Annotated in this window: 21 protein-coding genes; 2 read left to right on the forward strand and 19 right to left on the reverse strand. The window is 66.3% G+C overall.

The window, feature by feature from the left end:
- Positions 1–153: 153 nt before the first annotated feature.
- Both FLL57_RS09955 and dnaE read right to left on the reverse strand, forming a co-directional pair.
- The gene (locus FLL57_RS09955) at positions 154–2,589 is read right to left on the reverse strand and encodes a caspase family protein (RefSeq protein ID WP_142882806.1); all 2,436 of its coding nucleotides are present in this window, start codon (positions 2,587–2,589) and stop codon (positions 154–156) included.
- A 158-nt stretch (positions 2,590–2,747) separates the two neighbouring features.
- On the reverse strand, positions 2,748–6,203 hold the full coding sequence (dnaE, locus tag FLL57_RS09960) for a DNA polymerase III subunit alpha (protein ID WP_013502290.1): 3,456 nt from the start codon (positions 6,201–6,203) through the stop codon (positions 2,748–2,750).
- 496 nt (positions 6,204–6,699) lie between these two features.
- Here dnaE and FLL57_RS09965 point away from each other — a divergent pair, with 496 nt between their 5' ends.
- Both FLL57_RS09965 and FLL57_RS09970 read left to right on the forward strand, forming a co-directional pair.
- Positions 6,700–6,945, forward strand: coding sequence for a DUF3551 domain-containing protein (locus FLL57_RS09965; RefSeq protein WP_041807284.1), 246 nt, complete (start codon positions 6,700–6,702; stop codon positions 6,943–6,945).
- Positions 6,946–7,057: 112 nt separating this feature from the next.
- On the forward strand, positions 7,058–7,312 hold the full coding sequence (locus FLL57_RS09970) for a DUF3551 domain-containing protein (protein ID WP_041807282.1): 255 nt from the start codon (positions 7,058–7,060) through the stop codon (positions 7,310–7,312).
- A 178-nt stretch (positions 7,313–7,490) separates the two neighbouring features.
- Here FLL57_RS09970 and FLL57_RS09975 read toward each other — a convergent pair whose 3' ends face one another.
- The 17 genes from FLL57_RS09975 to nuoI form a co-directional block, all read right to left on the reverse strand.
- Complete coding sequence (locus FLL57_RS09975; RefSeq protein ID WP_013502289.1) at positions 7,491–8,189, reverse strand: ABC transporter ATP-binding protein; 699 nt, start codon at positions 8,187–8,189, stop codon at positions 7,491–7,493.
- A 10-nt stretch (positions 8,190–8,199) separates the two neighbouring features.
- Positions 8,200–9,480 carry a lipoprotein-releasing ABC transporter permease subunit gene (locus FLL57_RS09980; RefSeq protein WP_041807280.1) on the reverse strand — a complete coding sequence of 427 codons (1,281 nt, stop codon included), beginning with the start codon at positions 9,478–9,480 and terminating at the stop codon, positions 8,200–8,202.
- A gap of 76 nt (positions 9,481–9,556) precedes the next feature.
- Positions 9,557–10,876: a proline--tRNA ligase gene (gene proS / locus FLL57_RS09985; RefSeq protein ID WP_013502287.1), complete on the reverse strand. Its 1,320-nt coding sequence runs from the start codon at positions 10,874–10,876 to the stop codon at positions 9,557–9,559.
- A gap of 175 nt (positions 10,877–11,051) precedes the next feature.
- Positions 11,052–12,650: a copper resistance CopC/CopD family protein gene (locus FLL57_RS09990; RefSeq protein WP_142882807.1), complete on the reverse strand. Its 1,599-nt coding sequence runs from the start codon at positions 12,648–12,650 to the stop codon at positions 11,052–11,054.
- Positions 12,647–13,174, reverse strand: a complete 528-nt coding sequence (locus FLL57_RS09995; protein WP_142882808.1) for a YcnI family protein — start codon at positions 13,172–13,174, stop codon at positions 12,647–12,649. The genes FLL57_RS09990 and FLL57_RS09995 overlap by 4 nt, the downstream gene beginning before the upstream one ends.
- Positions 13,174–13,713 (reverse strand): copper chaperone PCu(A)C, encoded by a 540-nt coding sequence (locus FLL57_RS10000; protein ID WP_013502284.1) that lies wholly within the window; start codon positions 13,711–13,713, stop codon positions 13,174–13,176. The genes FLL57_RS09995 and FLL57_RS10000 overlap by 1 nt, the downstream gene beginning before the upstream one ends.
- A 118-nt stretch (positions 13,714–13,831) precedes the next feature.
- The gene (locus tag FLL57_RS10005; RefSeq protein WP_235677247.1) at positions 13,832–14,176 is read right to left on the reverse strand and encodes a hypothetical protein; all 345 of its coding nucleotides are present in this window, start codon (positions 14,174–14,176) and stop codon (positions 13,832–13,834) included.
- A gap of 648 nt (positions 14,177–14,824) precedes the next feature.
- Complete coding sequence (locus tag FLL57_RS10010) at positions 14,825–15,106, reverse strand: DUF1467 family protein (RefSeq protein WP_013502282.1); 282 nt, start codon at positions 15,104–15,106, stop codon at positions 14,825–14,827.
- Between the two features lie 3 nt (positions 15,107–15,109).
- Positions 15,110–15,514 (reverse strand): methylmalonyl-CoA epimerase, encoded by a 405-nt coding sequence (gene mce / locus FLL57_RS10015; RefSeq protein WP_011158483.1) that lies wholly within the window; start codon positions 15,512–15,514, stop codon positions 15,110–15,112.
- Positions 15,515–15,554: 40 nt separating this feature from the next.
- Positions 15,555–17,225, reverse strand: a complete 1,671-nt coding sequence (locus FLL57_RS10020) for a ribonuclease J (RefSeq protein ID WP_013502281.1) — start codon at positions 17,223–17,225, stop codon at positions 15,555–15,557.
- Complete coding sequence (locus tag FLL57_RS10025) at positions 17,225–18,031, reverse strand: biotin--[acetyl-CoA-carboxylase] ligase (protein WP_013502280.1); 807 nt, start codon at positions 18,029–18,031, stop codon at positions 17,225–17,227. Before FLL57_RS10025 ends, FLL57_RS10020 begins: the two co-directional genes overlap by 1 nt.
- Positions 18,032–19,471, reverse strand: a complete 1,440-nt coding sequence (gene nuoN, locus FLL57_RS10030; RefSeq protein WP_142882810.1) for an NADH-quinone oxidoreductase subunit NuoN — start codon at positions 19,469–19,471, stop codon at positions 18,032–18,034. It lies immediately after the preceding gene.
- 19 nt (positions 19,472–19,490) lie between these two features.
- Entirely contained in the window at positions 19,491–21,008 is a 1,518-nt protein-coding gene (locus tag FLL57_RS10035; protein ID WP_185966206.1) for an NADH-quinone oxidoreductase subunit M, read from the reverse strand.
- Positions 21,009–23,126 (reverse strand): NADH-quinone oxidoreductase subunit L, encoded by a 2,118-nt coding sequence (gene nuoL, locus FLL57_RS10040; RefSeq protein ID WP_142882811.1) that lies wholly within the window; start codon positions 23,124–23,126, stop codon positions 21,009–21,011.
- 59 nt (positions 23,127–23,185) lie between these two features.
- On the reverse strand, positions 23,186–23,497 hold the full coding sequence (gene nuoK / locus FLL57_RS10045) for an NADH-quinone oxidoreductase subunit NuoK (protein ID WP_013502276.1): 312 nt from the start codon (positions 23,495–23,497) through the stop codon (positions 23,186–23,188).
- Entirely contained in the window at positions 23,494–24,132 is a 639-nt protein-coding gene (locus FLL57_RS10050; protein ID WP_013502275.1) for an NADH-quinone oxidoreductase subunit J, read from the reverse strand. The genes nuoK and FLL57_RS10050 overlap by 4 nt, the downstream gene beginning before the upstream one ends.
- Before the next feature lie 9 nt (positions 24,133–24,141).
- Positions 24,142–24,630, reverse strand: coding sequence for an NADH-quinone oxidoreductase subunit NuoI (nuoI, locus tag FLL57_RS10055; RefSeq protein WP_013502274.1), 489 nt, complete (start codon positions 24,628–24,630; stop codon positions 24,142–24,144).

Raw genomic sequence — 24,630 nt, forward strand, 5'->3', positions numbered from 1 at the left:
TGTTTCCGTGTGAGATGGCGCGCGTTATAGCGGGATTCCCCGATAACGCAAGGCGGAACGGTGCGGATCGGCCGACCGGACGAGGCCTCCCCGCCCCGTCTCGCCCGCCCGCCGCGGCCGGCGGGCAGGCGATTCAGACGACATGCGTCCGGTTCAGCATTGGCTCACTCCCGGCGGGCAGCGTTTGGCCGGGCCCTGCGGCCGCGGCGGCGGGGCGGTCCTTGGCGGCGCCGGTGGCCGCGGCGGTGCGATGTGGGGCGGCGGGGCCATGCGGGCTGCAGCAGGCGGCGGCGCCATCCGCGGGGCGGCCTGCGACGGCGGCGGCGGCAAGGCCGGGCGCGGGGCTGTGTGCATCGGCGGCGGAACCGGGCGTGCAACCATCGGCGGCGGGGGCCGCTGTATCCGCGGCGCCACGGGCGGCAGGTGGCGTTCGCCCAGCGAACGGGTCGGCGGCCCCGTCGGTCTGGCGGGAGCAGGGATAGACGCCGGTCGCAACCGGGCAGCCGGGGCCGGCTGACGAGAGGCTTCGCTGCGGACCGCCGGGCCAGCTCCGGCTGCGGCGCCTGCGCCGGACGGCGGTGCGCCAGTCTGGACCGCGGGCCGCGCGCCCGTGGGCAGCGGCTGAGCCCGCACAGGCGCCCCGGGACGAACAGCGCCCATCGATGGGGGCGGCAGTCGTTTGCTGCCCGGCACCGGCAGCGCCTGCACAGCGGGCGCAGCAGCGGGTACCACCGGGCTAGGCCGCCGCTGCCCCGGCAACGGCGCGACAGCGGGTCCGGAAGCCTGACCGGGCGGCGAACTCGGCGGTGGCGGCGCAGGCGCGCGCCCCGGACCCGTCCCGTTCGGAACCGGTGATGACATTGTCGCAGGCAGCCTCCCCCGCGGGCCCTGAAGCTGGACGCCGGGGCGCGGCGCGAATCCGCCCGGCGGCGTCGTCGCGATCGACGCGCTCGGCGGCACCGCTGCCTTGCCCTGCTGGATCAGTGCGGCCCGCTGCATCACCGCGGCCGGAAGCGCGGCGCCGATCACGCCACCGGCGATCGCGGCCGATGCCACCCCGGCCCGGCTCGGCTCGACAGCCGGGACGGCTCCGGGCACCGCCGCCGGCGGCTGGGCAACCGGCAGCGGCGCAGACGGATTCGCCGCTGCCGCCGGCGGCTGATTGATCACCTGATTGATCACCGTGGTGTTGTGGATGTTGGCGAAGATGATGTTGTTCGGCGGCGGCTGCACATACACCGGCGGTCGCACATAAGCAGGGATCGGCACGAACAACGGCCGCGGCAGATAGAACAGGCCTATCGGCGGCGGCGGTGGCGGCAGCATCACGAAATCCGGCGGCGGTGGCGGCAGGAAGAACACCGGCGGCGGCGGTGGCGGCGCAAAATCGAACACCGGATCGCTGAACATCAGGACCGGGCGGTCGACATAGACGATTTCGTCGGGCGGCGGCGCGGGCACGTCGTAGTCGATCACCGTGAAGCTCGGCGGCGGCTCCAGCGCCGCCGCAAGTATCTCCAGCCGGCGCCGCGCATCGGCCGCATGTGGACCGCGCGGATAACGGCGCAGATACGACCAGTACGCATCCGGCGTATCGACGCGGTAGGTCCGCCGCCAGGTGATCGCCTCGCGCCGTGCGGCGACGATCGCCCTCACCCGCTTGGCCAGCGGATCGCTCGGATACGCCGCGAGGAAATCCTCATAGGCCTGCAGCGTGTCGCGATCGAGCGCGGCCGCATACGCCTCGGCGGCGCCCATGTCGCGGATCGGCTTGCTGCGCAGTGCCTGATCCGGCGCCGGCAGCGGCGGCGCATCGGGCGCGCGATCGAAGAACATGAAATTCGACTCGATGCTCTGCGTATCCCACGGCACCTGAGCGCCCTTGGTGGTCTCGTTGACGCGCAGCCGGACGCGATCGAACAGTTGCGGCAGCGTCAGGCCGCCGGTGCGGATCATCTCGGCCAGTGCCTGCGCATAGACGCCGTAAGCGCCGCGCTCCTCCGGCGCCACCGTGCCGGGCGCGGCGTTGAAGGCGATCAGCATCTTCGGGGTCGGCTCCACCATCGCCAGCCCCGAAGCGACCGAGCCGGCCGGCACGAACGGCTGTTCGCGTGCGAGATCCAGCACCACGACGCTGGTCTTCAGCGGCAGCGCGGCGAGCTGGCGCATGTAGTCGCCGAGCCGCAGCCCTTCAGTCGGAATGTCGGTATCGCGCGAAATCCGCGAGTCGACCGGGATGAAGTAGTTCTCGCCGGCGTACTGCACGCCATAGCCGGCGAGATAAACCGCCGCGACCGTGTCGGGACCGGCCTCCTCCGCCTTCTTCACGAAGTCGCGGAAGGCGCCGCGCAGCGTGTCGCCGTCGAGATCGCGCGCGCCGCTGACGTCGAAGCCCGCCGCCTGCAAAGTCTGTGCGATCAGACCGCCGTCGTTGGCGGCGGTGGACAGCGGCGCTTTCGCATAGGCTCCGTTGCCGATCACCAGCGCGATGCGCTTTTCCTGCTGCTGCGCCCGGGCATGATCGATCGGGACGACGAGCAGGACGGCGAGAACGGCGGAGACCAAAGACAGCACGGGATGGAAACGCATGGCCAGAGACCCGATTCATGGGCGCCGCCGAACCGACGGATCGCCGTCGCGCGCATTTCAGCGCGCCGCAGCCTGAACGGCGATTGAATGGATCCCGCCTCGAGTAAGGCGTGGTGCGACGGCCGGGCTCGGCGATGGGACGTCAGCGCCCTCGCCGCTCACAGCGTCTCGACGTGCTCGACGCCGCTGACCGCCTTGATCGCGCCGGCGATCTGCGGCGAAACCTGGAAGCGGCCGGGAATCTCGAATTCGACCTCGGTCTGCGGATCGAGCCGCAACACCAGCGCGACGTTCCCGCCGGCGGCCCGGGACTCCGGGGGCTGAAGACGTTTGGTCAGCGACTCCAGCGGCTTGGTGTCGCGCAGGAAGATCCGCAGGCCCTTCTGGGTCTTCGCCGCGGCGGCGTCGAGCGGTTCGGCATGCAGCACACGGGCGCGGACGTCCTCACCCTGCAATTCGGCGCCGAGCTGCATCAGCACCGCGGCCCCCGGCTCCAGCACCTCGCGATATTGCGCCAGCCCCTCGGAGAACAGTACCGCCTCGAAATGCCCGGTCGGATCCGACAATCCGATGATGCCCATCTTGTTGCCGGTCTTGGTGCGCCGCTCCATCCGCGACACCACCGTGGCGGCAACCTTTCCGGCGGTGGCGCCGGATTTCACCGCCTTGCAGAACTCGTTCCAGGACTGCACCCGCAGCCGCTTCAGGGCAGTGGCGTAATCGTCGAGCGGATGGCCCGACAGGAAGAAGCCGATCGCGTCGTATTCGCGGCGCAGCCGCTCCGACGGCAGCCAGGCGTCGAGCTGCGGCAGGATGATCGAGGGGACGTCCGACAGGCCGCCGAACATGTCGTTCTGGCCGCTGGTCGCAGCTTCATGATTGCGCTGGCATGCGGCCACAATGGCGTCGGCGCCCGCGAACACCGCCGCGCGGTTCGAGTTGAGGCAGTCGAACGCGCCGGCGGCGGCGAGACATTCGACGACGCGCCGGTTGATGGCGCGCGGATTGACGCGCGCGGCAAAGTCGGCGAGCGAGGCGAACGGCTTGTCGCCGCGCGCCTCGACGATCTGTTGCACCGCCTGCAGGCCGACGCCCTTCAGGCCGCCGAGCGCGTAGTAGATCGTGTTGGGACCGACCTCGAAAGTGGCGCCGGAGCGGTTGACCGACGGCGCCTCGACCTTGATGCCGAGCCGCTGCGCCTCGGCGCGGAATTCGCTGAGCTTGTCGGTGTTGTGGATTTCCAGCGTCATCGACGCGGCGAGGAATTCCACCGGATAGTGCGCCTTCATGTAGGCGGTGTGGTACGACACCAGCGCATAGGCGGCCGCGTGGCTCTTGTTGAAGCCGTAGTCGGCGAATTTGGCGAGCAGGTCGAAGATGGTGTCGGCGGCGTCCTTGGCGACGCCGTTCTTGACCGCGCCCTCGACGAAGATCGCGCGCTGCTTGTCCATCTCGGCGCGGATCTTCTTGCCCATCGCGCGGCGCAGCAGGTCGGCGTCGCCGAGCGAGTAGCCGGCCATCACCTGCGCGATCTGCATCACCTGTTCCTGGTAGATGATGACGCCGAACGTCTCCTTCAGAATCGGCTCCAGCATCGGATGCAGATACTCGGGCTCCTCGTCGCCGTGCTTGCGGGCGCAGTAGGTCGGGATGTTGGCCATCGGGCCCGGGCGATACAGCGCCACCAGCGCGATGATGTCCTCGAACCGGTCGGGACGCATGTCGATCAGCGCCCGCCGCATGCCGGCGCTTTCAACCTGGAACACGCCGACCACGTCGCCGCGAGCCAGCATCTGGTAGCTCGGCGCATCGTCGATCGGCAGCGTGTGCAGATCGACATGGATGTCGCGCTGCTTCAGGAGCTTCACCGCGACGTCGAGCGTCGTCAGCGTCTTCAGGCCGAGGAAGTCGAATTTGACGAGGCCCGCGGGCTCGACCCATTTCATGTTGAACTGGGTCACCGGCATGTCGGATTTTGGATCGCGATACAGCGGCACCAGATCGCTGAGTGGGCGATCGCCGATCACGATGCCGGCGGCGTGGGTCGAGGCGTGACGGGTCAGGCCTTCGAGCTTCTGGGCGATGTCGAACGCGCGCGCCACGATCGGGTCTTCGTCGCGCGCCGCCTGCAGCTTCGGCTCGCCTTCGATCGCCTGCTTCAGGGTGATCGGCGCGGCGGGATTCTGCGGCACCAGCTTGGTCAGCTTGTCGACCTGACCGTACGGCATCTGCAGCACGCGGCCGACGTCGCGCAGCACGCCGCGCGCCTGAAGCGTACCGAAAGTGATGATCTGCGCCACCTGATCGCGGCCGTAGCGCTGCTGCACGTATTCGATCACTTCGCCGCGGCGGTCCTGACAGAAGTCGATATCGAAGTCCGGCATCGACACACGTTCGGGATTGAGAAAGCGCTCGAACAGCAGGCCGAAACGGATCGGATCGAGATCGGTGATGGTCAGCGAATACGCCACCAGCGAGCCGGCGCCCGAACCACGGCCCGGACCGACCGGAATGCCGTGCGCCTTGGCCCATTTGATGAAGTCCGACACGATCAGGAAGTAGCCCGCGTATTTCATGCGGGTGATGACGTCGAGCTCGAAAGCGAGCCGCTTGTTGTAGTCCTCCTCGGTCGTGCCCGGCGACAGGCCGTGAACGCTGAGCCGCTTGGCGAGGCCCAGCTCGGCCTGGCGGCGCAGCTCGGCGGCTTCGGCGGCGGCGGCTTCCACCGCGTCGCTGACGCCGGCGCCGACCGTGAACAGCGGCAGGATCGGCTTGCGGGTCAGCGGCCGATAGGCACAGCGCTGCGCGATCTCCACCGTCGAGGCCAGCGCCTCGGGCAGGTCGGCGAACAGCACCGCCATCTCGGCGCGGGTCTTGAAGCGGTGATCGGGCGTGAACTGGACACGATCGGTCTCGGCGATCAGCTTGCCGGAGGCGATGCACAGCAATGCGTCGTGCGCTTCGTAGTCCTCGGTGCTGGCGAAATGCGGCTCGTTGGTCGCGACCAGCGGCAGGCCCTTGTCGTAGGCGAGATCGATCAACCCGCCCTCGGCGCGGCGCTCGGCCTCGGTGCCGTGGCGCTGCAGCTCGACATAGAGGCGGTCGCCGAACGCCTGCTGCAGCCGCTCGCAGCGCTGCGCGGCGAGCGCCGGGTCAGTCAGCATCGCCAGCGAGATCGGACCGTCGGGCCCGCCGGTCAGCGCGATCACACCATCAGTCTCGCCGTCGAGCCAGTCGAGCTTGATATGGGGGACCTGGTTGACCGGCGTTTCGAGGAACGCACGCGAGTTCAGCCGCATCAGGCTGCGATAACCCTGCTCGCGCGCCGCCAAGAGCACGATCCGCGCCGGCGTCGCAAGTGCGCCGTGGCGGGAGTTCGGATCCTGGTCGCCGAAATCAATTCCGAGTTCGAGCCCGACGATCGGCTGGATCCCCGAGCCCGACAGCTTGTCGGAGAATTCCAGGCCGCCGAACATGTTGTCGGTGTCGGTGAGCGCCAGCGCCGGCTGGCGGTCGGCCTTCGCCAGCTCCGCGAGCTTGGCGATCTTCATCGAGCCTTTCAGAAGCGAATAGGCCGAGTGGACGTGCAGATGGACGAATCCGGCGTTGCTCATCGGCGCGGCGGCTCTTCGGATAAAACGTGCGGGTTGAACGGGTGGTTTGCGGAACCGGAGCCGTCACGGCCCCCGACTCGGAAGCCCAATCGTGGGCTCCCTTACCCTTCACCGCAAGCATTCGCGGCCTGCTTATCCCCGCTATGCCGAAGCGGTCGCAACGCAGTCCGAGTTCAGGCCTGCGCCAGCACCTGGGCCCACACCGCCACCATGCCGATGAAGAGCGCAATCGACGTCAGCGCCGCAGCTTCCTGGATGAAGATCTTCAACATCGTCCGCCTCCCTGACCTTGTGAACATAACAAGAACATTGTTCTCATTTCGTTCTAGAGTCAAGCAAGCGCGCTGCGCAGCAACCCTGACCGTTAACGAGACGTTACTATCCCCGAAGTTCACCGGCGCAACACGGATTGACGGTCATTCGGGATTCGCGCACGGATCGACGACGACGCGTCTCGCTTCGCGACAGCGAACGCGCCATAGCAGCGGAGACGACGATGCGGATTGCAGCGATGGGACTGCTGGCAGGGCTGATGCTGCCCGCGGCGGCCGCGGCGCAGGCGCCCTACGACAACTATCCGGTCTGCCTGCGGGTGTACGGCCCGGTGCGCTACGACGAGTGCCGCTACGTTTCGATCGAGCAGTGCCGGCCGTCGGCCTCGGGCATCGCCGGACAATGCGTAGTCAATCCGTGGTATCAGCCGTCGGCGGCGCCGCGGACCAGCCGTGCCAAGCGGCATTGAGCCGGCGCATGTGCGCCTGGCCCCTCGGACGTCATAAATTTCTGCAATACTGGTACGTAGGCCTTGAGTCGCCGCTGAGGCGCTCGGCCGCTCAGCAAGGATACCCACGACGATGCGCAAGCTGTTCCTGATCGCGATGCTCGCCGGCCTCGGCCTGACCACCACCGCCGAGGCGCGGGACTATCCGGTCTGCCTGCGGGTGTATCAGAGCTATCACGACTGGTACGACGAGTGCAGCTACGACACCATGGCACAGTGCCGGATGTCGGCCTCGGGTCGCCATGCCGACTGCATGACCAATCCGTGGTACACCGCGCCGCAACAGCAACCGACCAAGAAGAAGCGCAAGCATCGCCGCCAGCACTGAGGACGAGCGCGGAGGCGCTTCTGCTACTCCGTCATTCCGGGGCGCGCGCAAGCGCGAACCCGGAATCCCGAGATGTTCTGCGTTGATGCGCTGCACCCTGCACCGCGGGATTCCGGGTTCGCGAACTTCGTTCGCGCCCCGGAATGACGTGCCAATGACCGGCGAAAGCCGAGCCGCTCTATTCCAGTTCGACCACTACGCCGTCCTGCAGCGACACCCGGCGGTCCATCCGGCCGGCCAGTTCCATATTGTGGGTGGCGATCAGCATCGCCACCCGGGTCGCCTTGACGAGCTGCATCAGCGCGTTGAACACGTGATCTGCGGTGTGCGGATCGAGATTGCCGGTCGGCTCGTCGGCGAACAGCACCCGCGGCGCGTTGGCCACCGCGCGGGCGATGGCAACGCGCTGCTGCTCGCCGCCGGACAATTCCGACGGCCGATGGGTGACGCGGTCGCCGAGCCCGAGATAGGCCAGGATCTCCTTGGAGCGGCTGATCGTCTCTTTACGCTTCAGGCCGCGGATCATCTGCGGCAGCATCACGTTTTCCAGCGCGGTGAACTCCGGCAGCAGCCGGTGCGACTGGTAGACGAAGCCGATATCGGTGCGGCGGATCTGGGTGCGCTCGGCGTCGGTCAGCGCCGAGGTCGCCGCACCGCCGACATAGACCTCGCCGTCGTCGGGATGCTCGAGCAGCCCGGCGATGTGCAGCAGCGTCGACTTGCCCGAACCCGATGGCGCCACCAGCGCCACCGACTGCCCCGCCCACAGCGCCAGCTTGGCGCCATCGAGGATCGTCAGCGTCGCCTCGCCCTGCGAATAATGCCGCTTGATGTCGTGAAGATACACGACCGGGATGTCTTCGGCGCCCTGCTCCATCGTTTCCGCCTTACTCGTAGCGCAGCGCGTCGACCGGATCGAGGCGCGCGGCGCGCCACGACGGGTACAGCGTGGCGAGGAACGACAGCGTCAGCGCCATGATCACCACCGCGCTGGTCTCGGCGAAGTCGACCTCGGCCGGCAGCTTCGACAGGAAATACAGCTCCGGCGAGAACAGCTCGGTGTTGGTGACCCAGGACAGGAACTGCCGGATCGTTTCGATGTTCATGCACACCAGAAGGCCGACGAAGAACCCGGTCAGGGTGCCGACCACACCGATCGCCGCCCCGGTGATCAGGAACACCCGCATGATCGAGCCCTGGCTCGCGCCCATGGTGCGCAGGATCGCGATGTCCGCCCCCTTGTCCTTCACCAGCATGATCAGACCGGAGACGATGTTCAGTGCCGCCACCAGCACGATCAGCGTCAGGATCAGGAACATGACATTGCGCTCGACCTGTAGCGCGTTGAAGAACGTCGAGTTGCGCTGCCGCCAGTCGACCAGGAACACCGGCCGCCCCGCCGCCTCGGTCACCGCCTTGCGGTAGACGTCGATCCGGTCGGGATTGTCGGTGTAGACCTCGATCGCGGTGACGTCGTTGGCGCGGTTGAAATACGCCTGTGCTTCCTTCAGCGGCATGAACACGAAGGTCGAATCGTATTCCGACATGCCGATCTCGAACACCGCCGCGACCTTGTACGGCTTGATCCGCGGCGTGGTGCCCATCGGCGTCACCGCACCGCGCGGCGCCACCAGCGTGACGCTGTCGCCGGCGTGCAGCGAGAGCTGATCGGCGAGCCTGCGGCCGATCGCGACGCCCTGGCCTTCGTCGAAGCCGTCGAGCGTGCCTTGCTTGAGGTGATTGGCGATCGACGACAGACGGTTCAGATCTTCGGCACGAATGCCGCGCACGAACACGCCCGATGCGTTGAACGGCGACGACGCCAGCGCCTGGCCGTCGACCACCGGAGCGGCGAGCTTGATGCCCTGAAGGCCGCTGAGCCGGTCGGCGACGTCCTTCCAGTCGGTCAGCGGACTTTCCAGCGGCTGCACCAGCAGATGGCCGTTGAGGCCGAGAATCTTGTCGAGCAGTTCCTTGCGGAAGCCGTTCATCACTGCCATCACGATGATCAGCGTCGCCACCCCGAGCATGATGCCGAGGAACGAGAAGCCGGCGATCACCGAGATGAACCCCTCACGCCGACGCGCCCGCAGATAGCGCCCGGAGAGCAGCCATTCGAATGGCGCGAAAGGAGGGGTTCGAACTGGCTCGTTCATGGCGTGATCCATAGTCCGAATTTCACACGATTCGGGCTTTATCTGGCCGACGCCGCCCTCGCCGCTCAGGCCCGCGGTGGATAAGTGTCTATTGCGTCAGACGTGCGACCAGATCGGCGAGCGCGAGGTTCTCGCGCGACCCGTCGCTGCGGCGCTTCAGTTCGACCTTGCCTTCGGCAAGACCGCGCGGACCGACATGCACCTGCCACGGAATGCCGATCAGGTCCGCGGTCGCAAACTTCGCGCCCGCGCGCTGGTCGGTGTCGTCGTAGAGCACATCGACGCCCTTGGCGGAAAGCTCGCGATAGAGCTGGTCGCAGGCCGCATCGGTCGCGGCATCGCCCTGCTTCAGATTGAGGATCGTTACCCGGAACGGCGCCACCGCCTCCGGCCAGATGATGCCGTTGTCGTCGTGGCAGGCCTCGATGATCGCACCGACCAGCCGCGAGACGCCGACGCCGTAGGAGCCGCCGTGGATCGGCGCATCGGTGCCGTCGGGGCCGGCGACATTGGCCTTCATCGAGTCGGAATATTTGGTGCCGAAGTAGAAGATCTGGCCGACCTCGATGCCGCGGGTGTTGAGCCGGTTGGCCTCGGGCACCTCGCTCTCGTAGCGCGCCGGCTCGTGGACGTCCTCGGTCGCCGCATAGACCGAGGTCCACTGCTTGATGATCGGGGTCAGGTCGGCGTCGTAATCGACGTTCTCGTCCGGCACCGGCAGGTTCAGCACGTCACGGTCGATGAACACCCCGGACTCGCCGGTGTCGGCCAGCACGATGAATTCGTGGCTGAGGTCGCCGCCGATCGGGCCGGTCTCGGCGCGCATCGGGATTGCCTTCAGGCCCATCCGCGCGAAGGTGCGCAGGTAAGCGACGAACATCTTGTTGTAGGATTTGCGCGCGCCGGCTTCGTCGACGTCGAACGAGTACGCGTCCTTCATCAGGAATTCGCGGCCGCGCATCACGCCGAAACGCGGACGCTGCTCGTCGCGGAATTTCCATTGAATATGATAGAGATTCAGCGGCAGGCTCTTGTACGACTTGATGTAGGCCCGGAAGATCTCGGTGATCATTTCCTCGTTGGTCGGGCCGTACAGCAGCTCGCGCTTGTGCCGGTCGGCGATCCGCAGCATCTCCGGCCCATAGGCGTCGTAGCGGCCGCTCTCGCGCCACAGATCTGCGAGCTGCAAGGTCGGCATCAGCAGTTCGATCGCGCCGGCGCGGTTCTGCTCCTCGCGCACGATCTGCTCGATCTTCTTCAGCACCCGATGGCCGAGCGGCAACCAGGCATAGATACCGGCGGCCTCCTGCCGCAGCATGCCGGCGCGCAGCATCAGCCGGTGCGAGACGATCTCGGCCTCCTTCGGGTTTTCCTTCAGGATCGGCAGGAAGAATCGCGACAAACGCATGGGATTTGCTCGGAGAATCGGGTGGAAGTTGAATTTCCGCCAGTGAAACCGGATCGGGCGCCAAAACACAAGGGCGGCAGCCGCGCAACTCGGCAAATCGAGCCGGATTGGCGTCGTTTCCGCGCAGCGCGCGACCACGATGGCCTAGCACGGCGGGCCCGCCCCCGGCACCCGACTATCGAATCACGATCGGGCCTTCGAGGTTCACCTTCTCGAAATCCGAGATCAGCACGCCGAGCGTCAGCGTCCACTTTCCCGGCACCGGCGCCGTCAGCCGCGCCCGCCACGATCCGTTCGCCGCCCGCTGTGCCGCAGCGCCGAGAGGCTCGATCCCAGCTTCCGGATTGGCGAGTGTCACCGATAGCGCCTGCGCGGCGAGCGGCGCCTCGTCGGCGGTCTGCAGCAGCACCTCGATCTCGACCGGGCCGGCCCGCGCCGACGTCAGCGTGACCGTGGCCATCGCCCGCTCGCCATGGACGTGCACGACGTCGGCGGCCACTGCAGCGACGCTGCGCGGCGGCGGCGTGAACCGCCACAGCCCGACAACGCCGAGAATCGCGACCACCAGCATCAGCTCGGCGAAAATGCTGGCCCGCATCGTCCGCACCGCGGCGGCGTCGCCCGCCATCAGACGCGGCGTCAAGCGCACCCGGTTCCACAGCGCTAGGCCGAGCAGTCCGAGCACCAGCGCCAGCTTGCCGAGCAGCACCCGGCCGTAATCGCTCTGCCACAGCGCATCGACCGTTCCGAGTTCGATCGCGGCCAGCGCCACGCCGCTGACCAGCAGCGCCAGGATCGCCAGCGGGATCGCACGCGAAAATCGCCGCAGCGTCGCCGGCGCCGCATCGCGCTTGCCGATCGCGATTGCCAGCGGCAGCAGCGCGCCGATCCACAGCGCCAGGCTGACGCCATGCACCCACACCGCGGCGGATGCGACTTCGCGCGGTTCGGCCGTGGCGGCGTGGCCGCTGACGGCGAACGCCGTGCCCAGGCTCACCACCGCACCGAGCGACAACAGCCGCGCGTTCCAGCCGCGCCAGCGCAGCGACAGCAGCGCCACCATCAATGCGATGCCGGACAGAGCCGCGGCGTCGCCGAACGAGCCGGACCCGCCGGCCCGCCATACCGCAGCCTCGCCGATCCGGGAAAGCGGCAGGTCGAGCACGTCCAGCCCTTGCAGGCCAACCGAGAGAGTGAGCGCAGCGAGACCAAGCAGCGCGACGGCGGCGCAGCCGGCGCGTGCACCGCGCGACGGGGCTGCGGCGATCCAGCCGAGAAATGCCGCGCCGCCTACCGCCATCAGCAGCGTCAGCTCGAACGCAATCCTAGTCAGCCAGATCGCGGTCCGACGCATCGGATCGTCGGGCACCTCGATGGCCGGCAGCCTCTGGCCGGGCGTGCCGATCCAGAACGTCAGCGCCCCGCCGATCGGATGGCCATCGGCGGACGCCACCCGCCAACTCAGCAGATGCGCGCCCTCGCCCAGCGCCGCCGGCGGCGCGAACCGCAGCGTCGCGCCGTCCTGATCGATCGCGGTGATCGGCTGGCTGCGGCCGCGGGCGTCGATCAGTTGCAGCCGCAGCGCGGTGACCGGCTCGTTGAAGGTCAGCCTGAAGCTCTGCGGCGCCGCCGCCAGCACCGAATCTGCGGCGGGATCGCTGGCGACCAGGCTTGCATGCGCCGCCGCGACCGCCGGCCACAGCAGCACGGCGATCGCCGTGATCCAGGCCAGCCAGCGCCCGCGGCTGAGCGTGTGTCGGCGAGCCGCGGTCACGGCGCTTTCGGCTTCAACCGCAGCACCGGGGCCGGCTCGTGCAGCGCGTCGGACTTCTGCCCCGCGGCCGGGATCTCGATCCAGCGCGACACGCCCTTGTCGCATTCCTGCACCACCGGGAAGTACAGCGTCTTGCCGGCGGCATCGGGCAATTTCATCACCAGACCGAAAGTGTCGTAGAGATTGTCCGGGAGCGGCCCGCCGCGCCAGGTCACCTCGTCGACGGTCTCGGTGATGGTCTTGCCGTGCAGCTTCGGCTGTTCACCCTCGATCTTGCGGGTCTTGATCTCGACCGACCAGCCCGGCTTCATCTGCGGCTTCACCGACAGCACGCCGTCCGGAATCTTGACCCGCACAGCGAGCGTCGCGCTGCCGTCGCAGCCGTGCGGCACGCTGAATGCGGCCTGGAAGTAATTGCCCGCCGTGGCCTCGTTCGGTTGCAGCGTGACGTGGGCCAGCGCCGGTGTGGCGCCGAACGCGGCGGCCACGAAGGCCGCCGCTGCCGATACGGATCGGGATCGCATCACTTCTTCATCCCGTGGCCGCTGTGATCCATTGTGCCATGGTCCATCTTCATCATGCTGCCGCCGGCATCGCCCGGCGCCTTGGCGCCGACGCCTTCGACGTCGAGCGTGAGCTGCACCTTGCCGGCCTTTTCGAACTGCAGCGTCACCGGCACCTTGTCGCCCTGCTTCAGCGGCCCTTTCAGGTCCATCAGCATGATGTGGTAGCTGCCCGGCATCAGCGTCACGGTCTTGCCGGGTTCGATCGCCAGCCCGTTGTCGAGCGGCCGCATCTTCATCACGCCGTTGTCCATCGACATTTCGTGGATCTCGACCTTGCCGGCGATGTCGGCGCTGCCGGCCACCAGACGGTCGGCGCTGCTGCCCTTGTTCTCGATGGTCAGGAAGCCGCCGGCGACCTTGGCGCCGCCGGGGGTGGCGCGGCTCCACGACTTGCTGATCACCAAATCGCCGGCCTTGACCTCGGCGGCCTGCACCGCGGCGGTGGACAGCAAAGTGGCGATTGCGACGGAGGCGACGCTGCGGATGAAGAAGTTCATGATGGTTCTCTCTGTCGGTTGAGGAATGGAGGATTCCGGACGGCGCGGGCCTCGCGATGCGAGCCCGCCGTCCGGCGATGGTCTGCGATTGGTATTCGGAGAGCGGCGGAGGCCGCGGTCAGGCAGAGGCCGGGAGCGCGGCGGGCGGCCCGCGGGCCTGAGCGTGAGCGACGCCCGGGGCGTACCGCATCGCCGGATCGCCGGGATGCCAGACTACCGTCTGGGCAAACCGGGTCAGGACGTGGTGCTGCGGCGGCAGCGCCGGCACCGACGCACCGCTCGAGGCGATCGAGCAGATCACGCAGCAGCCGGCCTCATCAGCAGCGGGGGCCGAGTCCGGCGACCGGTCAGCCATCGCCGCGCACAGCGGCGCGACCGTCACAGGGTCGGCAATCGCGGCCGCGATGAACCGTACCGCCCCGATCGGCGCCAGCAACTGCACCAGCACCACCACAGCGACCACAAGCGCCGCCCCGAAGGCTCGCCGTTGTGCCGTCCGCGCGTGGGGGCGATGAATTATCATGCAGGTCCGTTTCGTCCGCTGGAGCCCCCTACCATCGCACGACAAGTCAAGCGCGCCAAACGAAACTGCCAAGCGAATGCACGTGACAGGTTTTCGTTCATTTCACGCCTTGCCTTAAATTTGAACATTCGTTGCCGTGAATGATGACAAGGCTGTTCGAATAGGCTACCAATATCGGCACAGGCTCAGCCTCGCGGCGAAAGTCTGAGTGGTCCAAGTCTCGGGAGGAACCCTGACGTTCAACAATGGACGTCGCCCGGCCAACAACATCAACAAGCACTCGGGAAAATCATAGGGTCGACAAGTTTTTCAGCAGGGCACCGTGCCCTGCTTTTTCTTTTTCGGCATCATTTCGGCACTATTTTTCATTCGACGGATCGCCAAGCAGCCGACGTGGCTCACCAGCGAATCCCCAACCCAACGACATTTGGCAGATTGACTCGCTGCCCGTGCCTGACTCGCAGGACGGGTTGAGCGTATGCGAAACCTGTCGCCACGAATCGTGCGTGCGCCCGTGGATTCGCTGCGCTCGACCCATGCGATCAGCGCAGCAGGGCGCGCCGGCGCCGCCGAGTCGGCGCGCTTCCGCTACAGAGGCAGATTCATCAGCTTGGCGAGACGATCGATACCGAGCCAGCCGGAACGATAGGCATACAGCGCGACGGAGAAGATCACCGCCGAGATCAATGTGGTCCACAGCGCCTTGCGCGCCAGCAGCGTCGCCACCGGCGCACCGGGGTCGGTGCCGGGCGGTGCGCCCTCGCCTCCGCTCTCGGCGTGATTGCGCACACCGAACGGCAGCGTCACGAACAACACGATCCACCACAGCACGAAGTAGATCGCGAGCAGGCCGGCGACGGTGGAGACCATCGCTCAGGCTTGTTCGATTTCGACCAGCGCGCCGGAGAAATCCTTCGGATGGAAGAACAGCACCGGCTTGCCGTGGGCGCCGATCTTCGGATTGCCGTCGCCGAGCACGCGGGCACCTTCCTTGGTCAGGCGGTCGCGCGCTTCGATGATGTCCGGCACTTCGTAGCAGACGTGGTGAATGCCGCCGTCGGCGTTGCGCTCAAGAAACTTGGCGATCGGCGAGGCTTCGCCGAGCGGCTGGATGAACTCGATCTTGGTGTTCGGCAGGGTCACGAACACGGTGATGACGCCGTGCTCGGGCAACGGCACCGCTTCCGAGATCGCCGCATCGAAACCTGCACCGTAAACCTTGGCGGCCTGCACCGCATCCTTCACCGCGATCGCCACGTGGTTGAGCCGCCCGAGCATCGTCACCCTCTTTCGTTGTCGTGTTCTTGTGGTGTTTAACTCAAACCGTGAGCACGTGCACCGTGCACAGAGGTTTCTTGCCCCATTCCATCTGAACGATCGAGCGGACCGTGCGCCGCACCGACTCGGCGACCGCGTCCGGATCGCGCCGCCGGGCCCGCGGCAGGCCCTCGATTGTAGCCACCACGGCATCGAACACGATGTCTTCGAGCGGCTCGCCGGCGGTGTTGTTCTCCGGGATGCCGACCAGTTCGACTTCGGGATCGTCGGCGAGTTCACCGGTCTCGGTCAGCGCCAGTGCCACGAAGGCGCAGCCGGCGAACGCCATCTTGCGGCGCTCGACCACCGCTCGGGACTTGTCCTCCTCGAGGATGGTGCCGTCCTTGTAAAGCCGTCCCGATGGCAACTGATCGATCACAGCCGGATCGCCGGGTCCGAGCCGCACCAGATCGCCGTTGCGGCAGATCATCACCTTCGGCACGCCCATCTGCCGCGCCAGCTTGGCGTGCTCGTTGAGATGCAACGCCTCGCCGTGCACCGGGATCAGCAGTTGCGGCCGCACCCAGGAAATCATCTCGCGAAGCTCGTCACGGCGCGGATGGCCGGAGACGTGAACGAGATGATCGCGATCGGTGATCACCTCGATGCCCTGCGTCACCAGCCCGTTGATAATACCGCCGACCGCCTTCTCGTTGCCCGGGATGGTGCGCGACGAAAAGATCACGCAGTCGCCTTTGTTGAGCGTGATCTCCGGATGATCGTCCCGCGCGATCCGCGCCAGCGCGGCGCGCGGCTCACCCTGGCTGCCGGTGCACAGCGCCAGCACCTTGTCGGGCGGAAAATGCCCGTAATATTCGGGCCCGCGGAAGCTCTGCACGCCGTCGAGATGGCCAGTCTCGCGCGCAACCTGGGCGACGCGATCCATCGCGCGGCCGACCAGTACCACTTCCCGGCCTGCCGCTTTCGCGGCCTCGGCGACGGCGCGGAGGCGGCCGACATTCGACGCGAAGGTCGTGACCGCGACGCGGCCCTTGGCGGACTTGATCAGGCCGGCGAGCGACGCGGCGACCTCGGTCTCCGACGGCGAGCGGCCGTCGCGCACCGCGTTGGTGGAGTCGCCGATCAGCGCCAGCACGCCTTCGTCACCGAGCTGACGCAGCCGCGCTTCATCGGTCGGCGCGCCGACCACGGGTGTCGGATCGATCTTCCAGTCGCCGGTGTGCAGCACGGTGCCGACCGAGGTGCGGATCGCGAGCGCATGGCTTTCTGGGATCGAATGCGCCACCGGGATGAATTCCACGCTGAACGGACCGAGGTCGATGGTGCCGCCCGACGGCACCTCGGTGATCGGGATCTTCAGCGTGGTGCGTTCGGCCGCCAGCTTGGCGGCGAACAGCGAGGCGCTGAATTTAGTTGCGTAGATCGGGCAGCCGAGCTTCGGCCACAGATCGATGATCGCACCGAAATGATCCTCGTGGGCATGGGTCAGCACCAGCCCGACCAGGTTCTTCTTCTCTTTCTCGAGAAAACGGATGTCCGGCATGATCAGGTCGATGCCGGGCAGATGCTCCTCGTCGCCGAACGACACGCCGAGATCGACCGCCAGCCAGCTCCGCTGATGGCGATTGCCGAGGCCGTAGATCGACAGGTTCATGCCGATCTCGCCGACGCCGCCGAGCGGTGCAAATGTAAACTCGTCCGGACGCGCCATCACGCCGCTCCCTTCGATGCGACGCTTCTGAAATACACGTCGCCGGCCGAAACCGGCACCCTTCTTCCGTCGGTGGTGCGCACGATCAGACAGCCGGTGTCGTCGATGCTGTCGAACACGCCTTCGAGGACACTGTCGCCCGACGTGATCGACACCGGCTCGCCTAGGCCGGCGGCACGCTCGAGCCAGCGCCGGCGAATCTCGGCAAAGCCGCGGCCACCGTCCCAGATGCCGCGCAGCTCGGTCCATGCGTCGGACAATGCAGCGAACAGATCCTCGGCGCTGACCGCAATGCCGAGATCGTGCAAAGATACCGCCGGATACGGCGTATCGGTCGGCGCCGCGACGACGTTGGTGCCGATCCCGACCACCACGGCGAGCCGGTCACCGACGTTTTCGGCCTCGAGCAGGATGCCGGCGAGCTTCTTTCCCGAAGCCAGCACGTCGTTCGGCCATTTCAGCCGGAAACCGAAATCCGTCCCCGATCGTGCCCGGGCTTCGAGACTGACCTGTTGCAGCGCAGCTTCGAGCGCGAGACCCGCGGCGAAACCGAGCGTCGCAGCCGTGCCGGGCGGCACCCGCATCACTTCGAGGACGCTGCTGGCGAGATTACCGCGCGGCGCCACCCAGGCGCGCTGGCGGCGACCACGCCCGGCGGTCTGCTCGGTGGTGACGAACCAGGCGGGTCCCGCCTCCCCGGCCCGCGCCCGGGCCAGCGCTTCGGCGTTGGTCGAGCCTACTGAATCGAAAGCGGCGAGCCGATAGCCCGCCGCCGTCGCCTTGGATCCAAGCTGCATCGCCGTCATTCAGAACAGCGACTTGGCGGCTGCCGTCGCCGCGTTCACAAGCGGCGCCGGATAAATGAAGAACAGCATGTTGAACAGGCCTGCGACCATCAGCACGCTGCGCAGCTCCGGCCGAACCGGATCGATGCCGGGCGCAGGCTCGTCGAAATACATCGTCTTGATGATCGCCAGATAATAGTAGGCGCCCACCACGCTGCAGACCACGCCGATCACCGCCAGCACGAACAGCCCGGCCTTGATCGCCGCCATGAACACGTAGAACTTGGCGAAGAAGCCGGCCAGCGGCGGAATGCCGGCGAGCGAGAACAGCAGCATCGCAAAGAAGAACGCCAGCGGCGGATTGGTGCGCGACAGGCCGGCAAAATCGGCGATAGTCTCGACGTGCATGCCGTTGCGACGCATCGCCAGGATCACCGCGAAGGCGCCGAGCGTCATCGCGACATAGATCGAGATGTAAACGATCACGCCCTGCGCGCCTTCGACGGTGCCTGCCGACAGGCCGACCAGCGCGAAGCCGATATGGCCGATCGCCGAATAGGCCATCAGGCGCTTGATGTTCTTCTGCCCGATCGCGGCGAAGGAGCCGAGCGCCATCGAGGCGATCGCCACGAAGATCACGATCTGCTGCCACTGCGGCACGATGCCGGGGAACGCGGTCAACGTGACGCGGGTGAAGATCGCCAAACCCGCCACCTTCGGCGCCGAGGCGAAGAATGCGGTGACCGGAGTGGGCGCGCCTTCATAGACGTCCGGCGTCCACATGTGGAACGGCACCGCCGACACCTTGAAGCACAGGCCGGCGAGCAGGAAAACGAGGCCGAACACCAGACCGATGTTGCCGTCCTTGGCCGCCGCGGCGATGCCGGCGAACTCGACCGTGCCGGTGAAACCGTAGATCAGCGAAGCACCGTACAGCAGCATGCCGGACGACAGCGCGCCGAGCACGAAATACTTCATGCCGGCTTCGTTCGACTTGGCGTCCTTCCGGTTGCTGGCTGCCACGACGTAGAGCGCGAGACTCATCAGCTCGAGGCCGAGATACAGCATGATCAGGTCGCCGGCCGAGATCAGCAGCAGCATGCCGGCCGACGACAGCAGCACCAGGATGGCGTATTCGAACATCCGCCGCGACGGGTCGGTCAGGACTTCGAGCGACAGGATCAGCGTCACCGCCGAACCGATCAGCGCCAGCACTTTGAGGAAGCGAGCGAAGTCGTCGACGATGAAGCTGCCGCCGAAGGTGACCAGCCTGCCGGGCGGCAGCGCGAACAGCTCCAGCGCGCCGGTGGCGAGCAGCAGCAGAATCGCCAGCACCGTGATGGTGCCGGTGGACTTCGGCCCGCGGAACGCACCGAGCATCAGGAGCAGCATCGCCCCTACGACCAGCACGAGTTCCGGCAGGATCGGCAGCAGCGGGTAACCGGCTGTTTCAAAGTTCATCGGGATCGGTCCTTGCCGGTCACGGCAGCGCCGCTGCCTTCACGGCAGTTACGGCGGCGGCGTAGTTGTTGACGAGTTGCTGGACGGACGCAGCGGACATATCGAGCACCGGCTTCGGATAGAAGCCGAACAGGATGGTCAGCACCACCAGCGGTGCCAGCATCAGCCCTTCGCGCCAGGTCAAGTCCTTGATGGACGCGAGTGCCGGCTTGGTCATCGCTCCGAACACCACCTTGCGATACAGCCACAGCGCATAACCGGCCGACAGGATCACGCCGGTGGTGGCCAGCGTCGCGGTCGGAACGTTGACGCGGAAGGTGCCGAGCAGGGTCAGGAATTCACCGACAAAACCGGACGTGCCCGGAAGCCCGACATTGGCCATGGTGAACACCATGAAAACCAGCGCGTACAGCGGCATCCGGTTGACCAGCCCGCCATAGGCGGCGATCTCGCGGGTATGCATCCGGTCGTAGACCACGCCGACGCAGAGGAACAGCGCGCCGGACACGATGCCGTGGCTGATCATCTGGAACACCGCGCCGGCGACGCCCTGAGTGGTGCCGGCGAAGATGCCCATGGTGACGAAGCCCATATGCGCCACCGACGAGTAGGCGATCAGCTTCTTGATATCCTCCTGCATCAGCGCGACCAGCGAGGTGTAGATGATCGCGATCACCGAGAGAGTGTAGATCAGCGGCGCGAAATACGCCGAGGCGTCGGGGAACATCGGCAGCGAGAACCGCAGGAAGCCGTAGCCGCCCATCTTCAAGAGGATCGCGGCGAGCACGACCGAGCCGGCGGTGGGCGCCTCGACGTGGGCGTCCGGCAGCCAGGTGTGCACCGGCCACATCGGCATCTTCACCGCGAACGAGGCGAAGAACGCCAGCCAAGCCCAGGTCTGCAGCCCGCCCGGCACCGGGGTGCGCATCAGCGTCGGGATGTCGGTCGTCCCGGCGTTCCAATACACCGCCATGATCGCCAGCAGCATCAGCACCGAGCCGAGCAGCGTGTACAGGAAGAACTTGAACGACGCGTACACCCGGCGCGGGCCGCCCCAGATGCCGATGATCAGGAACATCGGGATCAGGCCGCCTTCGAAGAACAGATAGAACAGCACCAGATCCAGCGCCGAGAAGGTGCCGATCATCAGCGTTTCGAGGATCAGGAACGCGATCATGTATTCGCGCACCCGCACCGTCACCGAGCGCCAGCTCGCGATGATGCAGAACGGCATGATCGCGGTGGTCAGGATCACCAGCGGCAGGGAAATGCCGTCGAGACCCATGTGGTAGGTGATGGTGGCGCCGAGCCAGGGCGCCTTCTCGACGAACTGGAAGCCCGGATTGGCCGGATCGAAGTGCCATACCAGCAGCAGCGACACCGCGAAGGTGATCAGCGTGGTCCACAGCGCGATCCAGCGGGCGTTGCGCCGCGCCGCCTCGTCCTCGCCGCGGGCCAGATAGACCAGCGCCGCACCGAGCACCGGCAGAAACGTAACGACCGACAGCACCGGCCAGGTCATGATCGAAGCCGACATTTACCGGCCCCCCAAGCCGAGGATGAACCAGGTGATCAGACCGGCAACGCCGATCAGCATCGCAAATGCGTAGTGATAGAGATAGCCGGTCTGCATCCGAACCACGCCGCGGGTGACGTCGAGCACCCGGGCCGAGATGCCGTCGGGCCCGAGCCCGTCGATCAACAGACCGTCGCCCTTCTTCCAGAGCTGCCGACCGATCCACTTCGCCGGACGGACGAAGATCACCTCGTACAGCTCGTCGAAGTACCACTTGTTGAGCAGGAACTTGTAGAGCAGCCGGTGCTGGCCGGCGAGCTCCACCGGAATGTCCGGGCGGCGGATGTAGAACAGCCACGACACCAGGAAGCCCACCACCATCATCACCGTCGGCAGCAGCGCGATCCAGGCGGGAATGTGGTGCATTTCCTCGATGATGTGCGGATGCATCTTCAGAGAAGACCGGAAGAATTCCTCGACCCCGTGGCCAGCGAACAGCTCCTTGAACGGATAGCCGGCCGCCAGCGCACCGAACGCCAGTACGAACAGCGGGATCGTCATCACCAGCGGGCTCTCGTGTGCCGCCTGGTAGTGCTTGCGATCGTGCGGCTCGCCGTGGAACGTCTTGAACACCAGACGCCACGAATAGAACGAGGTGAGCAGCGCCGCCACCACGGTCATCAGGAAGCCGTAGAACGCCAGCGGATTCTTCGAGACGAACGCCGCTTCGATGATCGCGTCCTTGGAGAAATAACCGGCGGTCAGCGGGAAACCGGTCAGCGCCAGGGTGCCGATCAGCATCACCGCATAGGTGAACGGGATCCGGTCCTTCAGGCCGCCCATGTTGCGGATGTCCTGCTCGTGGTGCATCGCGTGGATCACCGAGCCGGCGCCCAAGAACAGCAGCGCCTTGAAGAACGCATGGGTGAACAGGTGGAACATGCCGACCGAGTAAGCCCCCGCCCCCATCGCCACGAACATGTAGCCGAGCTGCGAGCAGGTCGAATACGCCACGATCCGCTTGATGTCGTTCTGCACCAGACCGATGGTCGCGGCGAAGAACGCGGTGGTGGCGCCGAAGAACATCACTACGGCCTGGGCGTCCGGGGCCAGTTCGAACACCGGCGACATCCGCGCGACCATGAACACGCCGGCGGTGACCATGGTGGCGGCGTGGATCAGCGCCGACACAGGAGTCGGGCCTTCCATCGCGTCCGGCAGCCAGGTGTGCAGCAGGAACTGCGCGGACTTGCCCATCGCGCCCATGAACAGGAACAGGCAGATCAGCGTCAGCGCGTCGGCGTGCCAGCCGAAGAAGTTGATCGTCTTTCCGGTCAGGCCCGGCGCGGCGGCGAAGATGGTGTCGAAATCGGTCGAGCCGACCAGCACGAACAACGCGAAAATGCCGAGCAGGAACCCGAAATCGCCGACGCGGTTGACCACGAAGGCCTTGATGGCGGCGGCGTTGGCCGAGGGCTTCTGATACCAGAATCCGATCAGCAGATAGCTGGCGAGGCCGACGCCTTCCCAGCCGAAGAACAGTTGCAGCAGATTGTCGGCCGTCACCAGCATCAGCATCGCGAAGGTGAACAGCGACAGATAGCCGAAGAACCGCGGCCGATGCGGATCCTCGTGCATGTAGCCGATCGAATACAGGTGGACCAGCGACGATACCGTCGTCACCACCACCAGCATCACTGCGGTCAGGGTGTCGACTCGCAGCGTCCAGGAGACCTGGAGTTCGCCGGAATTGATCCACGGCAAAAGCGCCACGCGTGAATCGTGCTGCATGAAGCCGACGTCGACCAGCGTCACCCAGGACAGCGCGCAGGAAATCAGCAGCAGCGTCGTGGTGACGATCTCGGCGAGCCGCGAACCGGCTGCGGCCGGTTCGACCGGGCCGTGGGCGTGATCGTCGTGCGCGTGGTCGTCATGCCCGTGATCGTCATGTGCGTGAGCATGATCGTCATGACCATGGGCGGCGTGGGCATGCGCACCATGGCCGTGGGCGTCATGGCCATGATCGCCGTGATGCTCGACGGTGTCGCCGCTCGGGTTGCGGGCGTGGGCGCCCACCAGCGCTATGACGGCGGCGATCAGCGCGCCGATCAGCGGCAGGAATACGATAGCCTGGATCATGCGCGCGCCTTCAGCCCCCGGACGATGCCGTCAATCCGCAATCGATTGCCGATCATGCCCTAGCCCTTCATCAAGTTGATATCTTGCACCGCGATGGTGCCGCGGTTGCGGAAGAACACCACCAGAACCGCGAGGCCGATCGCGGCCTCTGCCGCGGCCACGGTCAGCACCAGCAGTGCGAACACCTGCCCGACGATGTCGTTGAGAAAGATCGAGAACGCCACCAGGTTGATGTTGACGGCGAGCAGCATCAATTCGATCGACATCAGGATGATGATGACGTTCTTGCGGTTCAGGAAGATCCCGACGGTGCCGAGCGTGAACAGCACCGCGGCGACCGAGAGAAAATGGCCCAGCCCGATCTCGTTCATCGCACCCACTCCGAAGCATCGTTGTCGGACAGGCCCTGCCCCGTCTTGACGTGGCGGATCGCCATCGCGGTCTCCTTGGAGCGGGCGTTCTGCGCGGCGATGTCCTGCCGCTTGACCTTCTTCTTGTGGCGCAGCGTCAGCACGATCGCGCCGACCATCGCCACCAGCAGGATCATGCCCGATACCTGGAAGTAATGGATGTAGCGGGTGTAGAGCACCAGACCGAGTGCCTCGGTATTGGAGACATCGGCCGGGATCGGCGCCGTGACCGTCTTGGTGACGGTCGGGCTGATCACCCAGCCGCCGGCCAGCAGCAGCAATTCGGCGAGGAAGATCACGCCGATCAACAGGCCGAACGGCAGATATTCCAGGAAACCCTCGCGAAGCTCGCTGTAGTCGACGTCGAGCATCATGATCACGAACAGGAACAGCACCGCGACGGCGCCGACATAGACCACGATCAGGATCATCGCCAGGAATTCGGCGCCCATCAGCACGAACATGCCGGCGGCGTTGACGAACACCAGGATCAGGAACAGCGCGGAGTGCACCGGGTTGCGGGCGAACACCACCATCACCGCTGCGGCGATCGCCACCCCGGCGTAGAGATAGAAGAACAGGACGGGCATCGACATGGCGTCAGCTCACCGGTACGGCGCGTCGAGGGAGATGGCCTTGGCGATCTCGCGTTCCCAGCGATCGCCGTTGGCCAGCAGACGGGCCTTGTCGTAGTACAATTCCTCGCGCGTCTCGGTGGCGAATTCGAAATTAGGCCCTTCGACGATCGCGTCGACCGGGCACGCCTCCTGGCAGAACCCGCAATAGATGCACTTCACCATGTCGATGTCGTAGCGCACCGTGCGGCGGGTGCCGTCGTTGCGGCGCGGACCGGCCTCGATGGTGATCGCCTGCGCCGGGCAGATCGCCTCGCACAGCTTGCAGGCGATGCAGCGCTCCTCGCCGTTGGGATAACGGCGCAGCGCGTGCTCGCCGCGGAACCGCGGCGAAATCGGATTCTTCTCGAAAGGATAATTGATCGTCGGCTTCGGTTTGAAGAAGTAACGCATGGCGAGAAAGAACGCCGATACGAACTCGGTCAGAAGCAACGAACGGGCGGCAGCGGTGACGTTCAT

It is taken from the genome of Rhodopseudomonas palustris (genome assembly GCF_007005445.1).
Classification (GTDB): domain Bacteria; phylum Pseudomonadota; class Alphaproteobacteria; order Rhizobiales; family Xanthobacteraceae; genus Rhodopseudomonas; species Rhodopseudomonas palustris_G.